Source organism: Paenibacillus jiangxiensis (assembly GCF_046098255.1).
Classification (GTDB): domain Bacteria; phylum Bacillota; class Bacilli; order Paenibacillales; family Paenibacillaceae; genus Paenibacillus; species Paenibacillus jiagnxiensis.
Genome location: NZ_JBJURI010000022.1, coordinates 1 through 15,641 on the forward strand (window position 1 = coordinate 1; position 15,641 = coordinate 15,641).

17 protein-coding genes are annotated in these 15,641 nt (G+C 49.6%); 13 read left to right on the top strand and 4 right to left on the bottom strand.

Features of this window, described 5'->3' with window-relative positions:
- Positions 1-124: 124 nt before the first annotated feature.
- Complete coding sequence (locus ACI1P2_RS19940) at positions 125-844, bottom strand: NPCBM/NEW2 domain-containing protein (RefSeq protein WP_355321895.1); 720 nt, start codon at positions 842-844, stop codon at positions 125-127.
- Between the two features lie 378 nt (positions 845-1,222).
- Between ACI1P2_RS19940 and ACI1P2_RS19945 the strand changes: the two genes are divergently transcribed.
- On the top strand, positions 1,223-1,675 hold the full coding sequence (locus ACI1P2_RS19945; RefSeq protein ID WP_355321897.1) for a hypothetical protein: 453 nt from the start codon (positions 1,223-1,225) through the stop codon (positions 1,673-1,675).
- Between the two features lie 4 nt (positions 1,676-1,679).
- Here ACI1P2_RS19945 and ACI1P2_RS19950 read toward each other — a convergent pair whose 3' ends face one another.
- On the bottom strand, positions 1,680-2,102 hold the full coding sequence (locus ACI1P2_RS19950) for a chemotaxis protein CheW (protein ID WP_355321899.1): 423 nt from the start codon (positions 2,100-2,102) through the stop codon (positions 1,680-1,682).
- Positions 2,103-2,216: 114 nt separating this feature from the next.
- Entirely contained in the window at positions 2,217-2,717 is a 501-nt protein-coding gene (locus ACI1P2_RS19955; protein WP_355321901.1) for a hypothetical protein, read from the bottom strand.
- A gap of 195 nt (positions 2,718-2,912) precedes the next feature.
- Between ACI1P2_RS19955 and ACI1P2_RS19960 the strand changes: the two genes are divergently transcribed.
- The 11 genes from ACI1P2_RS19960 to bshB2 all read left to right on the top strand — a co-directional run bounded on the left by ACI1P2_RS19960 (position 2,913) and on the right by bshB2 (position 12,961).
- Positions 2,913-3,365: a hypothetical protein gene (locus tag ACI1P2_RS19960; protein ID WP_355321903.1), complete on the top strand. Its 453-nt coding sequence runs from the start codon at positions 2,913-2,915 to the stop codon at positions 3,363-3,365.
- Positions 3,366-3,585: 220 nt separating this feature from the next.
- Entirely contained in the window at positions 3,586-3,801 is a 216-nt protein-coding gene (locus tag ACI1P2_RS19965; protein ID WP_355321905.1) for a hypothetical protein, read from the top strand.
- Between the two features lie 67 nt (positions 3,802-3,868).
- Complete coding sequence (locus ACI1P2_RS19970; protein ID WP_355321907.1) at positions 3,869-4,771, top strand: AraC family transcriptional regulator; 903 nt, start codon at positions 3,869-3,871, stop codon at positions 4,769-4,771.
- Between the two features lie 333 nt (positions 4,772-5,104).
- On the top strand, positions 5,105-5,968 hold the full coding sequence (locus ACI1P2_RS19975) for an ABC transporter permease (RefSeq protein WP_355321909.1): 864 nt from the start codon (positions 5,105-5,107) through the stop codon (positions 5,966-5,968).
- A gap of 42 nt (positions 5,969-6,010) precedes the next feature.
- The gene (locus ACI1P2_RS19980) at positions 6,011-6,904 is read left to right on the top strand and encodes a carbohydrate ABC transporter permease (protein ID WP_355321911.1); all 894 of its coding nucleotides are present in this window, start codon (positions 6,011-6,013) and stop codon (positions 6,902-6,904) included.
- A gap of 59 nt (positions 6,905-6,963) precedes the next feature.
- Positions 6,964-8,592, top strand: coding sequence for an extracellular solute-binding protein (locus ACI1P2_RS19985; protein WP_355321913.1), 1,629 nt, complete (start codon positions 6,964-6,966; stop codon positions 8,590-8,592).
- Between the two features lie 11 nt (positions 8,593-8,603).
- Positions 8,604-9,581, top strand: coding sequence for an N-acetylglucosamine kinase (locus ACI1P2_RS19990; protein WP_355321915.1), 978 nt, complete (start codon positions 8,604-8,606; stop codon positions 9,579-9,581).
- Positions 9,578-10,888, top strand: coding sequence for a 6-phospho-beta-glucosidase (locus ACI1P2_RS19995; RefSeq protein ID WP_355321917.1), 1,311 nt, complete (start codon positions 9,578-9,580; stop codon positions 10,886-10,888). Before ACI1P2_RS19990 ends, ACI1P2_RS19995 begins: the two co-directional genes overlap by 4 nt.
- Positions 10,889-10,906: 18 nt before the next feature.
- The gene (locus ACI1P2_RS20000; RefSeq protein ID WP_355321919.1) at positions 10,907-11,689 is read left to right on the top strand and encodes a family 16 glycosylhydrolase; all 783 of its coding nucleotides are present in this window, start codon (positions 10,907-10,909) and stop codon (positions 11,687-11,689) included.
- A 249-nt stretch (positions 11,690-11,938) separates the two neighbouring features.
- Positions 11,939-12,283 (top strand): YojF family protein, encoded by a 345-nt coding sequence (locus tag ACI1P2_RS20005; protein WP_355321921.1) that lies wholly within the window; start codon positions 11,939-11,941, stop codon positions 12,281-12,283.
- An 18-nt stretch (positions 12,284-12,301) separates the two neighbouring features.
- A complete protein-coding gene (bshB2, locus tag ACI1P2_RS20010) occupies positions 12,302-12,961 on the top strand; it encodes a bacillithiol biosynthesis deacetylase BshB2 (RefSeq protein WP_355321923.1) in 660 nt (219 codons plus the stop codon).
- Between the two features lie 79 nt (positions 12,962-13,040).
- Here the strand turns inward: bshB2 and ACI1P2_RS20015 are convergent, their stop codons facing one another.
- Complete coding sequence (locus ACI1P2_RS20015) at positions 13,041-14,216, bottom strand: MalY/PatB family protein (RefSeq protein ID WP_355321925.1); 1,176 nt, start codon at positions 14,214-14,216, stop codon at positions 13,041-13,043.
- A 337-nt stretch (positions 14,217-14,553) separates the two neighbouring features.
- Here ACI1P2_RS20015 and ACI1P2_RS20020 point away from each other — a divergent pair, with 337 nt between their 5' ends.
- Positions 14,554-15,624, top strand: coding sequence for a sulfate ABC transporter substrate-binding protein (locus ACI1P2_RS20020; RefSeq protein ID WP_355321929.1), 1,071 nt, complete (start codon positions 14,554-14,556; stop codon positions 15,622-15,624).
- Positions 15,625-15,641 lie beyond the last annotated feature (17 nt).

Below are 15,641 nucleotides of genomic sequence, written 5' to 3' on the forward strand. Positions count from 1 at the left end.
TGGTTTCTTTTTGTTTGACGAAATGTAAGAGAGGGTCGTCCCTTAGTCATCTATGATGACTTTTGGGACACCCTCTTATTAATATCCGGTCATGAAGAGGATCAGCGACTGTAGTATGTTAGTATTAGTAGAGTTTAGATTCTGTAAATACAATATCTATTTGATCATAGCTTTCTGAGGAGGTTTCAAAATAAACTTGGAGTTTCAAGACACCTGTAACATCAACATTTATCTCGAAAGGTAAATCCCCGCCGCGCATACCTTCTTTTCTAAAAAGTTCTTGACCATCACCTTTTATCACAATCGCCCCAGTGGAGTCAGAGTTTTTGGTATAGTCATCAATCCCTGCAAAGCCACTTAGCCTTTTATATTTTCCATTTAGGTTATAATCTACTGAGTTGAAATATTGGCTGTATTTTGAACCATATAGTACTGATCCAATGCCATGGAGATATTTTTGCCCAGCAATTGTAAATTTAAGTCCGGAAGGATTTTTCCAATTTTTGAAGAAAAGGTTATCTTTCTTTCCGTCAGTCCTGGCGTAACTAATTTCATCTAAATATACATAACTCCCTTCTTTTTGACCAACCCAACCTGTCTTTGTTTTACCATCATAAGTAAAGCTTTCACCTATACCGTTAGCAATCTCTTTCACTGGAGCATAAAGCTGACCATTGTAAACAATGGACTGAGTTGTTTTCTTTTCAACCCCATGAAATATGTATTTTACATTTTCTAGAACAACGCTTAGCTTAACGTTGTTGCTTGCAAACGCAGTGGCGGAACCTGCGACTAAAGACCCTATGAAAATTCCGATTACTACTCCTTTAAGCGTATCTTTCATTTTTTACCCCTTTTTTTAGTATATTTTACCCGGTTACATTTTAAATATTTCGTTAAAAAAATTAATATTCCTTCAAGTTTTCGATATTTTTCCGAAAAAAACACATCTTATGACCTATTATTCTTTGGATTGATTACCTTGAAGTCCTCAGGCCATTATCGGCACTCTCCGGACAACCCGACGGGATATTTTTTTTCTGTTGTCACTGCCATTCACAATTTTCTCTGAAATGCCGATATATCTGGTAGATTTAAATCCCCAAAATTTAGCTTTAGATCGGCAGCTTGGAGCGACTTTTTGTATTGTTGTTTTCATTTCAGTCTGGTATCCATATTCACATTAAAGGACGGGATCAATAACGTGAACACAGTTGAATCTTTGCTTAAACACATACCCCTGTTCAAGGAAGTGATCCGAGGGGATGCGTCAGTCATGCTGTTTGACCGTGAGCAAGTTTTATATTTTGCCCCCGGCAACTGTATGGACCTGCCGTATAAAGCCGGAGATCCGCTGGAGGAGATCAACAGGGATTTCAAGGATTTGAAGGGCGGAAAGGTCAAGGTGATGAACCGTTTTCCGAAGGAAGTGTTCGGCATTGCACTGGATGCGATGTTCATTCCGATTCTTGAGGATGACGGTGAGGTTGCTGCCATATTAAGCGTGTCCTACAGTATGGAGAATGAAACGATGCTGCGCGAGATGATGGATAAAACGGAGGAAATTGCAGCAAGGCTGCAAAACGGCCTCGTTATAAATAGCAAGCATTTCAGGCAAGTCCTGCAGTATGGCCTCCCGAAGTCTAATCATATAGAAACTCCCCCGATAATATAAAAGTCTAAACCTCGGCTTTGGACAAGGCCAGCAGTGCATCGACATCCAGCAGCGGAATCATGCTTCCGCCGGCTGCCGCAAGCGCCGGAAACATTACTGTATCCAGCCCTTGTTCCCCGTCATTTTCCTGGATATCTGTTTCTTCCACCATCAAGGTGTCAGCAAACTCCTCGGCGAGAATAGCCACCTTATGCCGGCTCAGCAGAATCATTTTGTCCTGCTCCGGCTGCTCAAGCGGCGACAGGTTAAGCATGCTGCGGACATTCAGCACCGCGTACAGCGAGCCCCTAACAGTAATCATACCTTCATGCCATGGCTGTGCAAAGGGCATAGGAGTTCCTTTTTTAGCATTTTGGATTTCTTCAACTTCCTGAAAGTTGATGGCGAACGGCTTGCCGGCCAGCTTGAACATAAGATACGGCGTCATTTGTAGAACACTCCTTTGAAAAAAATGAAAATGGTTCCCAATTTCCAGTTCTCGAATATCATCCGGATACAGACTGCTTTCTATGTATATCGGCACTTTAACGCTTACCCTTTATTAATCAATTGTGCCAAGCTGCCAGTTGTTATTCTTATCTTTGACGAAGTAATAATAATCGAGGTAGTCATCTGTTCCTGTTGAATCTTTAAATAATCCTTTGACCTGGATGACGATTCTACCACTTTGATCTTCTTCGACGGTTCCGATATCTTCAAAGGAGTATTCTCTGTCTAAGAGAAACATAAAGTAGTCGGCACCTCCTTCGCTTCTCCATTGGCTCCGAAACAAGACCTCATCTTTGTTTGCGAGTGCTTCTAAAACAGTTTTTAATTGACTTTTGATGTCGTCGGTGATGAGTGGATTAGATATTGTATCAAAGTCAATGAAAACCCCGGGTTCGAATGATTCTGTTTCCTGGATCTGTTCATTCGGAGTCAGTTTTTGATTGGTAGCAGGAGGGGAAGAGTTCGTATTTTCATTACCGATATTGTCTGTGCAAGAAGTCATCACGCCTAATGTTAGTACGCACGCTATTGCATAGATAATCACTTTCTTCACGGAGCACCTCCAGTTCTTTTTGCATATATGACGAATAACATCAAAAACTTGCTTAAAATAATATAAAGGAAAAAGCAAATAATTTCCTGGTTTGAATCTAAACGTCCCGAAGGTTACAATGCACATATATGAGAACATAGAAAATGGATCTTAAGGAATTTGATATACTAAGAATACCTTGAGGGAGATTGCCTTATGAAAAGTGCAGCCATAAGGAAGTACATTTATTTAGTTTTTGGTATAGCTATTTTGGTTACAATGTATATCATCACGAGGCCGTATACCACGTCTTTTAAGGAACTTGTATTAGATCGTGTGAATGTGGCCGACATTACTTCAATTGTAATAGATAAGACAAAAAAGGGTTCCACCCAAGAGGAAAAAATCGTTGTAATAGATCGCAAGGAAATCGAAAATATCATGAATGGCTTTGCTGAGGTTGAGCTGAGAGAATCGGATTTCGATAACAGTAGTGACTCTTATTGGATTAATATAAAAGTTGATGGTTATATAAGGTTCGGTTTACATTTGAATGAACAAAATTATATTAATATTTTTGATCGCCTGCGAGACGATAAATATGGAAATGCCTCTTATCAAATCATGAACGATTTTAGTCAGGAGTTTATTGGTAGTTTATTCAATTAATTATATATTCCGAAGCTAACGAAAAACCGTCTCTCTCCCATGGCTCCTGTTATTTGGAGCTGTTCCTGCCATTAAAATTGAGCTGATAAAAGCTGTTGCAAAACAAGCGGCGCCTCCTGTATGCTTGGTCTGGAGGTAGAGTCCTTCGTGAGTAAAAGCGGAAAGCGCACGAAAAAGAAACCAGAGAGATTAATAATTTTATGAAAGAGAGTGAATAATCATGGCTCGCACCAAGACCCAAAAAGCTATTGCCAAAGCAGGGCGCGCGGGAAAGCGCAGCTTTGCGGACAACCGGAGAACGAATGACCAGTACGGCGCTCTGTCACAGCATGTACGAATCAGCCCCACCAAGCTGGAAAAACTGCATAAAATAAAGCATAAAAAGCGGATCGGAGACGATGGCGCTTTTTTTCGTTGTGGGGAAAATTTGGCGTAACTCTCCAACAGCAGGGGGGAAAGATGGTATTCTTATTGTAATTCGTACCGTACAGGAGTGAGCCGTCATGACCTTAGCCCGCACCGGGGAGATCATTCCCAGAGAGAAAGTGAACCTGGACAAAAGATATCCGATTTATATCGCAGACACCATCGGTGTCAGCTCCCCTTATCAGAAGCTGCACTGGCATGATGTGCTGGAGATCAATTATATTAAGTCCGGCTCCGGGTACTACATCATCAACGGTAAAAGGTTTGAATTCCAGCAGGGAGACATTCTGCTGATCAATTCCAATGATCTGCACTGCGCGTATGAAGTGATGGACCTTGTCATCATGGTCATTGAATTCGATATGTCCTGGTTTGTCAGCAGCCTGCGTTATGATCCGGAGATTCTTTCCCCTTACAAGGATATGGGCATCCATTTCACCAACCTGCTTGACCGCACCTCGCCGCATATTGAGGAGCTGCGTACACTTCTGCTGGAGATGCAGCAGGAGCATGAGCAAGCCCGTCCATCGTATATTTCCCTGGTGTATGCCCACTTGCTGCGCTTTCTTTCCTGTGTGAACCGCTATTTCCGTCTGGAAGACGCCAGACAGTGCAGCAGTGCCAACGTCAGCTCGCTTCAGCTTGAAAAAATGCGTCAGGTCATCCACGCCATGGAAGAAAAGCTTTCCCACCCATGGACCCTGGAGGAGCTTGCTGCCATCGTCTACCTGAGTCCGTCCAGATTCAGCGATATTTTTCGCCGGGCCGTCGGCACTTCCCCTCTGGAATACCTGATTCAGCTCCGTCTGGAGCATGCGCTGATGCTGCTGGAGCAGACGCAGATGAAGATCATGGATGTCGCGATGGAATGCGGCTTCCGCAGCCTGTCCAATTTCAATCATTTGTTCAAAAAGCACATTGGTAAATCTCCGAAGCATGCCAGAATGCGGCAGAATAAAACTCCCTCGCTTCAAGAATAAGCATACCCTGACGAAATATCACTCACAGTTGACATTAAAAGATAGATTCCTCCCTCCACCGGCCAATGTAATAAAAAAGTCAGTAAGATAACGTAACTTTACAGACGTTTAACAGAAGAAAAGTATTGTTTTCGCCCTGTAAAATAGGAAAAAAAGACAGGTTGCCTGACGCGGCTCTGACAATCGGAAGCCGCAAGGTTCCTGTTAAAGGGGGGGACGTTTCTGCAAAGCGGCGTTCGTACGGAGCGGCAATCGGCGGCCAACCCGGACAGCGAAGTCGATCACAAACCCGGTCGGCTGGTCAGATTTGCCCGGCAATGGGAAATTCAGCTGATGGTTGTGCCTGCGCTGCTCTTCATTATCGTGTTCAGCTACGTCCCGATGTACGGGGTGCTGATGGCCTTTCAGGATTACAACATTTTCAAAGGCTTTCTGGCAAGTCCATGGGTAGGCTTCAAGCATTTCGAAATGTTCTTCCATGCGCCCGAGTTTTGGAAGGTCATAAGGAACACCATCGTCATCAGCCTGCTGAAGCTGCTGGTCGGCTTCCCTGCGCCCATTATTCTGGCGTTGATGCTGAACGAGATTCGCAGCCGGATCTTCAAAAGGACGATTCAGACCATCAGCTATCTTCCTCATTTTCTGTCCTGGGTCATCGTCGCCGGCTTTGTCGTATCCATGCTGTCTACAGATAACGGCAGCCTCAACATTGCGCTGATGAAATTGAACCTGATTGAAGCGCCAATCAATTTCCTGTCCCTGCCCGAATATTTCTGGACTATTCTGGTAACCACGGGTGTCTGGAAGGAGATCGGCTTCGCCTCCATCGTCTATCTGGCGGCCATTGCGGGTGTAAATCCACAGCTGTATGAAGCCGCAGCCATGGACGGGGCAAGTCGTCTGCGGCAAATCTTTTCGATCACGATTCCCTCCATTATGCCGGTCATTATCGTATTTATGATTCTCGCCATCGGTAATCTGCTGAATGCGGGCTTTGACGATATCCTGCTGCTCGGCGCGAACCCGGTGCTGCGGGATGTAGGGGATGTGATCGATACCTACGTGTACCGGGTGGGGATTCAGAATTCGCGATACTCGTATGCCACTGCTGTCGGATTATTCAAGGCGCTGATCAGTGTCGGCCTGCTGGCAGGCGCTAACTATGCCGCCCGTAAATCCGGCAACAGCCTGTGGTAATTCGTATGTGGTCCGAAAGAACCGGCAGAGAGGAGCAGACGCATGAAGCTGACCCTGGAAGACAAGGTACTGACATTTATCATCTATGTTTTGCTGACATTGCTCGGCTTCGCCGCCTTTTATCCGTTCTGGAACGCGGCGGTCATCTCGTTCAACGACGGGAACGATACGCTGCGGGGAGGTATTACCTTCTGGCCCAGAGCCTTTACGCTGGAGAACTACGCGGTCGTGTTCAAGGATAAGCGGCTGATCGACGGGTTTGTAATTTCGGTGCTGCGGACGGTGACCGGCACGGTTCTGTCCATTCTTGCGACAGCCGTCTTTGCCTACGGCATGACCAAGCGGGAGTTGATGGGGCGCAAATTTTATATGATCCTCTGCGTCATCACCATGTACTTCAGTGGGGGACTGATTCCGACTTATCTGCTCATCCGCGAGCTGCATCTTATCGATACGTTCTGGGTGATGATTATTCCCGGCATCATCAGCGTATGGAACATGATTATTTTCCGGACATTTTTTATGGGCATGCCTGACGGTCTTGATGAGTCGGCCCGGATTGACGGCTGCTCGCACTGGGGCGTATTTTTCCGTATTATTCTGCCGCTGTCGGGGCCAGTGCTGGCGACCTTGTCTCTGTTTACTGCAGTCTATCATTGGAATGACTGGTTCGCCCCCAGCATTTATATCACCAATCTGGACCTGCTGCCCATTCAAACCAAGCTGCAGCAGATTCTCAATTCCAACATCATGAAAGAGCAGATGTCCCAAATGGATTCCGCGGCAGCAAGCCATTTGAATCAGATGAAAAGTGTAACCACCAAGTCGCTCTCCATGGCTACGATGATGGTGGCTACCGTACCGATCCTGCTTGTGTATCCGTTTGTGCAGAAATACTTCGTTAAAGGGGTCATGATCGGATCGTTGAAGGAGTAGCCGGTTAACTGGCGGCGCTCCATTCGTTCTCTGCAAGTGTATACAAGGGGGAAAGTTCCATGGATAGTTGGAAAAAGAAAGCGCTCCCGTTTTCTCTGTCAGTCCTGCTTGTCATGATGCTCGGTTTGACCGGATGCTCGGGTTCGGGCGGCGGCGAGAAAGGTCCCGCAACCGCTGAAGGCGAGCCGGTGACGCTGGGGGCCGGTCCACTGACCTTTTCGTTCTATGGCCATTACGACTGGTATACGATGCCGGTATGGGGTGAGGATATAGCCACCAAGTGGATTCAGGAGAACAAGAAAGTAACCGTTGAACCCATAAGCTCAGGTGGTAACGCCAAACAGAAGCTGAGCACCATAATCGTCTCGGGCGAGCTGCCTGATGTCATCTGGCTGGAACGGGGGCCTGATGTAGAGAAGTTGCGTGCAGCGGGCATGCTGGTTCCGTTTGATGACTATCTCGATAAATATCCCAACCTGAAGAAATGGGCAGGAGAATCCACGCTGGATATGCTGCGCTCTCCGGACGGCAAGCTGTATCAGTTCCCGAACTGGTATACGACACAGCCGAACGGCAACGCAGGGTATGTGGTGAACAAGAAAATTTATAAAGAGCTGGGCTCGCCTCCGCTGGAAACCACGGATGATTTTTATGCCTATTTGAAAATGGTGAAGGGAAAATACCCTGATGTCATTCCGTTTGAAGTGGGTGAGAAGGCGAACGGAGTGAGTATCCTCACCACCGCCTTTGCCGAAAAACGCCCGTATTTGTTTAACAGCATGATGGCTGTGCCAAACGGGGATCAGCTAACCTCCATTTTTAAAGACCCGGCTTACCGTGAAGGACTGCAGCTGGCGAATAAGCTGTACCGGGAGGGATTGATCACCCAGGATGCGTTCACCCAGAAACCGGAGCAGATTGAGCAAAAGATCCGCAACGGCCAGGTTGCCGTATATGCAGCGTCCAGCCCGACCGAGTACGGCTCTGTCGGAAATGCGGTGCTGTCCGCCGAGGACCCGGAAGCAGGCTATTTCATGATCTGGCCGCTCCATAAGGAAGGGCTCGACAAAAATAATATTTTCCCTGGCGATTATAAGCAGCAGGGCTGGAACGTAAGCGTCATTACCCAATCGGCGAAAAATCCGGAAGCCATCTTCGCCTTCCTGGACTGGATGACAGGACCTGAAGGGCAGCGGGTCATCATGTGGGGACCTGAGGGCACGTTTTGGAACGGTGTCGACGAGGACGAAGCTCCGCTGTTTACGGAAAAGTACGTTAAAGATGCCAAGGAGCGCGATGAGTTCATGAACTCAACCGTCAATCTCCAATGGGTCGGCAATACGGTGTACGTAGATAATTCGAAGATGAAATTTGAGAAGACGCTGCCGCCTGAAAAGCAAAACTGGGAGTCACGCTGGCAGTCAGAGATTACATGGAAAACGCAGTACAACACGACGGAATTCACCAACCTTGATCCTGCGGGGGATTCAGACGAGGGCATTGTGGCGCAGAGCGTGCTGGATATTTATGATAAAGCCTTTGCTGCTTCAGTCATGTCCGCCAAATCTGAAGACGAGGTGCTTGCCATACTGGATCAGGCGGAAGCGGACGCGCAGCAGGCCGGGTATGAGCGGCTGCTGAAGTACAAGACAGAAAGATGGCAGGAGAATCTAAGCAAGCTGAAATAGGAGAGAGAGCATTGAACTATTATTTGGGTGTAGACGGTGGTGGCAGCAAAACCCTGGCTGTCGTGTCGGATGAGCAGGGACAAATCTTAGGCAGGGGAATGAGCGGTTGCGGCAACCATCAGGTAGGAGTTGAATTAGCACGCCGCAGCATCCGTGAAGCGGTTGCGGAAGCCCTGTTCCAGGCAGGACTCGTGAAGGAGCAGATCGAGTTCGCCATGTTCGGGCTGGCGGGAGCGGACCGCGAAGCGGACTTTCGCATCCTGAGACCGATGATGGCCGAGCTGGACTTTTGGGCCCATGATATTGTGTGTGACACGGAGATTGGGCTTAGAGCGGGGACGCGGCAGCAGGATGGCGTGGTCGTCGTGTGCGGTAGCGGCACGAATTGCTTTGGTATCAACAAGCGTGGAGAATCACTGCAATGCGGCGGATTTGGTTATAACTACGGTGATTTTGGGGGAGGCAGTGGCCTCGCGGTAGAGGTGTTTCGTACCGTCATCCGGGCTTGGGAAGGAAGAGAGCAGCCTACATTGCTGACCGGAGCTGTGCTGCAGACGCTAGGGTACCCGTCGGTGGAGCACATGTTCCATGATTTTCTGGATCATGGCAAGGTGATACCGAGATATCTTGCCAAGGTGCTGTTCCAGGTAGCCGAGCATGACGAAGCGGCACGGCGCATCCTGCAGCGGCAGGGGGAGGAGTTGGGCATCGCGGCAGCTGCGGTGATTCATAGGCTGAAAATGACGCAGGACAGCTTTGATCTGGTCCTTGTCGGCAGCGTGCTTACCCGCGGCGACAGCCGGTACGTCACTCCTTATATCGAAAACATTGTGAAGACAGCCGCACCGGGCTGCAGTCTGCGCAGACTGGCCATGGAGCCGGCAGCCGGAGCTGTTCTGCTCGCTATGGAGAGAGCGGGGCATCAGGTTGCCGAGTCGGTATATGAACGTCTGGATGACGGCTTGTCAGTCAAGGAGGTTGGAGCATGAGCAAGCAATTGAAAATCGCAGTAATAGGCGGAGGCTCGTCCTACACGCCGGAGTTAATTGAAGGATTTATACTTAATTATGAAACGCTCCCTGTAACGGAGATTGTGCTGGTGGATATTCCGGAAGGCTTTCACAAGCTGACCATCGTGGGGCAGCTGGCCGAGCGTATGATTGCCGCATCCGGTCTGCCGATCAAGCTCAGAATGACCATGGATCGCCGTTCCGCGCTGGAAGGGGCCACCTTTGTCTCGACACAAATGAGGGTAGGACTGCTTGATGCCCGTGCTCGGGATGAATCCATTCCGCTCAAATATGGCATGATCGGGCAGGAAACGACCGGGCCGGGGGGCATGATGAAGGCCCTGCGCACGATTCCGGTGCTGCTGGATCTGTGCCGGGAGATGGAAGAGGTGTGCCCGGATGCCTGGCTGCTGAACTTCACCAATCCGGCCGGCATGGTGACGGAGGCTATCCTCAAGCATTCCCGCATCCGTTCAGTGGGCTTGTGCAATTCACCAATTGGAGCTTACAAGTGGCTGTCGTCACTCTACAATGTGCCGATTGATCGTATCCACTGTGAGTTTGTCGGGCTGAATCATCTGCACTGGATCAGCAGGATTACGGTGGATGGCCAATCGAAGCTGGAAGAGCTGTTGGACAACCGGGAAGGCTACTCGGCGAAAAATGTCCCCCAGTTTGCGTGGAACGGTACACTGCTGCAATCTATCGGAGCGATTCCTTCCTATTATCTGAAATACTTCTATCTGCAGCGTGAAATGCTGGCAGAGCAAATGGAAGCCGCCGCGAAGGGAGAGAGCCGGGCCGAGACCGTGAAGCGTCTGGAGAGCGAACTGTTCGAAATTTATCAGAATCCGGATTTGAAGGAAAAGCCCAAGCAGCTGGAGCAGCGCGGCGGCGCCTACTATTCGGAAGCGGCTGTCCATTTAATGAATTCTCTGTACAATGATTCCGGAGATACGCAGACGCTAAATGTTTCCAACCAGGGAATTCTAAGCTTCCTCCCGGACGATGCCTGCATTGAAGTGAACTGTACGGTTACGAAGGATGGACCGGTGCCACAGCCGGTTACGGTCATCCCGGATGCGGTCAAGGGATTGATTATGGCGGTCAAAACCTACGAACGGCTCGCTATCGAGGCTGCCGTCACCGGCGACCGGGGACTTGCGCTTTCGGCGCTGGCCCACCATCCCCTGGTCGGTTCCGTCAACGATGCCGAACGGATGCTTGAAGAGATGCTGGAGCAGAATCAGCAGTACCTCCCGAACTTTTTTCACAAAATCCATTAAGAAATGGAGCTGTTCATGATGAACAAGCACAAAATTCACCAGAGATTGCGCAAAGGGATAGCGATGATACTGGCTTGCAGCAGTCTTCTGCTGGCTGTGCCGGCATCTGCGGCGGGGGCATTTGAGGATCCGTTGAATGCAGTGAATTATGATCGCTTTTACGTATCGGACGGCTGGGGAAACGGCGATGATTTCGGAGTTTTCTGGAAAGAGGACAATGTGGAATTTAACAATGGCATTATGGCGCTCAGACTGGACAAACCATCGGGCTGTCCTTCGCAATGCGAGGGAAAACCGTATGCTTCCGGGGAGTATGCAACCAACGATAATACGTATGGATATGGTCGTGTTGAAGCACGCCTGAAGGTGGCGAAAGGAACGGGACTGGTGACCTCGCTGTTCACCTATTATGACCGTGACCCGGATCCGAATGTAAACAGAAATGACGAGATTGACATCGAAATTCTGGGCAAGGATACGACGAAGCTGGAGACCAACTATTATACGAACGGTGTGGGAGAGCACAGTACGGTGATCGATTTGGGGTTCGATGCATCGCTTGCTTTCCATACCTATGCTTTCGAATGGTCCCCGACCTCCATAAAATGGTATGTGGACGGCAAGCTGGTTCATACCGAGAACGGTTCCCGGGGAGAGCTTCCTTCCCATCCGGGCCATATTATGGTGAACTTCTGGGCAGGTGCCAATGATGCGGCTAAATACTGGACGGGAGACTTGGCTTATCCGGGCTCGCCTGTGCGCGCCTACTATGACTATATTAAATACACACCGGCTCAATAATTAGGAAGCCTTGATCAAGCTGATCATTTCGGACTGCCCTTCGCACACTTACAGGACGCGAGGGCAGTTTTTTTGCTGAAGATTAGAGATAGACGGTTTTCTTTCGATTCCACCGCTTCTATTATTTCTATAGGAGTTTGTATACCCTGTATGCTAAAATAGAGAACATGAGCAAGTGAGCATTCCTGTAACAAATTGCTCATCAGCTTAATTCATAGCTTTTCGCTTGCAGGATATGGAGGGGATAACATGCAGTTAATCGATCAGGAGCTGGTACAGCGCAAGATTGACGCCTTAAAGGATCAGGATATATATCTGCATCTGGAAATGACCACGGGTGCGTATGCCGCACACCGGGACAGCACCAAGCATCCTGCAGCCAACTTTATTTCCAATGCCAAAATCCGTTACTCCCACGGATCTATAGCGGGAACCCGGCCCTTCCGTGTCGGATTGAAGACCGAAGAAGGCTGGGTATATGCAGAGGGATTGACCCATTGGGACGAGCAGGAGACAGAGCGGCTTATTCTGGCCGGTCATGATGCCCAGGGCAAACTGGTTGTCGCGCTGCAGCTGAGCAGCACGCCGTTTTGAGAGGAGATGGAGCATTCTATGAATCAGCGTATTCTGGTTATACTTCCTCATCCGGATGATGAGGCTTTCGGCCTGTCGGGAACGCTGGCCAAGCGGATTGCCGAGGGAGATCAGGTGACGTACGCCTGTCTGACCCTGGGGGAAATGGGCCGTAATATGGGCGTACCCCCTTTCGCTAATAGAGTAACACTTCCGAAGATCCGCAAGCTGGAACTTGAGGAATCCGCCCGCGCCATCGGCATTCAGGACCTGCGCATGCTCGGTTTTCATGATAAAACGATTGAATTCGAGGATCAGGAGCGGCTGGACGGCTTGATTCGCGGTCTGCTGGAGGAGCTGAACCCGTCGCTGGTGATTACCTTCTATCCGGGATACAGCGTTCATCCGGATCATGATGCGACAGGGGCTGCGGTCATCCGCACCATCCAGGGCTTGCCGGCAGAGCGGCGTCCGGTTGTGCACTGCCTGGCATTTTCGCGAAACTGCCAGCAGGTGCTTGGCCCGCCTGACGTGCTTGATGACGTCAGCGATTACCTGGAACTCAAAATGAAATCCATTCAAGCCCACCGCTCCCAGTTCCAGTTCGAGGATTTCCTTGGCACCAAGAATCCGTCCGATGAGGAGATTAAGGCCCATTTTGGCAAGGAACATTTTTGGACATATAGCTTTGAGGATTAAATTTAACTGGTAGTGAAGGCAGCACAAAAAGGGGCGCTCCCGAGGTCAATGGACCCGGGGCGCCCCTTTTGCACTGCTATTAACCTCTGCGTTTGGACACAGCCGCCTCCAGCCGCCGCATCGCTTCTTCAACCGTGGCGAGGGTGCAGCCAAGATTCATTCGCATAAATCCGTCGCCATCCGTGCCGAAGGAATCGCCGCTGTTCAAGCCAAGCTTGGCCTCCTCAATGAGGAATGAGCTTAGCTCTTTGCCTTCCAGGCCAAGCGCGCGGAAATCCAGCCACAGCAAATAAGTGCCTTCCGGCCGCCGCACCTTTACCTCAGGCAGATGCCCTTCACAGAAATCGCACACATAATCCATATTTCCGCGTACATGGTCCAGGAGCGCATCCAGCCATTCCGCCCCCTCGCGGTAGGCGGCCTCTGCGGCAGCCAGGCCGAGCGGTGTGGCAGAGCCCATCGCATGAATTTCAAGCGCTTTGCTGAATTTCTTGCGGAGCTCCTTGTTCGGGATGATCAGATTCGCGGTGTTCAGACCGGCAATATTGAACGTCTTGCTTGGGGCGGTGCAGATAATGCTGCGCTGGGCGGCATCCTCCGACAGGGAGGCGAACGGGATATGGCTGCCTGCCTCGAAAATCAGGTCGGCATGAATTTCATCCGATACGACCAGCACATTCCACTTGGCGCAGAGGTCAGCCAGCCGCTGCAACTCTTCCTTCGTCCAGACACGCCCTACAGGATTATGAGGACTGCACAAAATGAGCAGCTTGACTTTGCCTCCTGCCATTTTGCTTTCCATATCTTCAAAATCCATGCTGTAATAGCCATCCTGCTCCAGCAGCGGGCTGCCTACCAGCTCACGGCCGTGATTTTTCACGACACTATGAAACGGCGGATACACCGGGGTTTGAATCATCACCTGATCCCCAGGCTCCGTAAACATCTCGACGATCAGACTGAGTGCCGGGACAACGCCTGGACAGAACTGAATCCATTCCTTCTCAATGGTCCAATTATGGCGGTTTAGCATCCAGTTGATGATCGACTCATAATATGATGGGGAAGGATATGTATAGCCGAATACCCCGTGCTCCACCCGTTCACGGACGGCGCGGATGACGGCCGGCGGCGCCTGAAAATCCATATCCGCCACCCACATGGGCAGAACGTCCTCTGTTCCAAATACAGCAGCCCGGTTATCCCATTTATAGGAATTGGTGCGGATGCGGTCAATATGCAAATTAAAATCCATGTATAGTCCTCCCGTGTAATGTATGTAGGTCTGTTATGTTTTTAAGTATAAAGGATTGCGGGGTTTTATGAAAATTAAAACGGAAAAAGTTCTTTACACCATCCTGGGTTTTTCATACAATAGGCATATAACATACTAATCGGGTAGGAATTATTTATAATTAAAGTTCTCACCGTACAGACGGAGGAACTCCTTAGGCTGCGCAGGACTGGCGTGATCGTAAAGATCACCGGCATCGTCGTGCTGTCCAGAGGAATTCTTCCGTCTTTTTTTCTGCCTGTACACAGCAAAATGAATTCTTTGAACCAAATCAGAGCAACCGGGGGAGAGATGTTGTATGAAAAAGGGGTACAGAAAAGGACTTTTAATCGGTTTGTCGCTCGTATTAACCGCCATGCTGGCGGCCTGCGGCGGCAGTTCAGCCGGGAATGACACGGCGGCGTCCCAGGGAGGCACGGGGGGAACAGCGCCTAAAGAGGTGGAGCTGCTGAATGTATCTTATGATCCTACACGCGAGCTTTATGAAGCTTACAATAAAGCTTTTGCAGCCCATTGGGAGCAGGAGGAAGGACAGAAAGTTACCATTAAACAGTCGCATGGCGGATCAGGCAAACAGAGCCGCTCGGTGCTCGACGGGCTTCAGGCGGATGTGGTCACACTGGCGTTGGGATATGACATCGATGCGCTGCAGCAGAAAGGTCTGATCCAGGAAGGCTGGCAGAGCAAGTATGAGCATAACAGCTCGCCCTACACATCAACGATTGTGCTGTTGGTCCGTAAGGGAAATCCGAAGGGGATCAAGGACTGGAATGATTTAACCAAGGACGGGGTCGAGGTAATCACGCCGAATCCAAAAACGTCAGGCGGAGCTCGTTGGAACTATCTTGCAGCCTGGGGATATGCCTTGAAGCACAACAATAATGATGAAGCCAAGGCGCAGGAGTTTGTGAAGGAGCTGTTTACGCATGTGCCTGTTCTGGACAGCGGCGCGCGCGGCGCAACGACGACCTTCGTGGAACGGGGGATCGGGGATGTGCTGATTGCCTGGGAAAATGAGGCGCTGCTGTCGGTACAGGAGCTTGGGGAAGACAAATTTGATATTGTCTATCCGTCTGTCAGCATTCTGGCAGAGCCGCCGGTGGCTGTTGTTGATAAAGTCGTTGATAAAAAAGGCACGCGCAAAGTAGCGGAGGCATATCTGGAATATTTGTACAGCGAAGAAGGGCAGACGATTGCCGCCGAAAACTTCTACCGTCCGACGCTGGACAGCGTGGCGGAACAGTTCAAGGACAGCTTCCCTGCGATTGAACTGTTCACCCTGCAGGATGTATTCGGAACATGGCAGGAAACCCAGGAAAAACATTTTAACGACGGTGGCATATTTGACCAGATTTATGTGCCCCAATAAGGGGATTTTGTACCGTA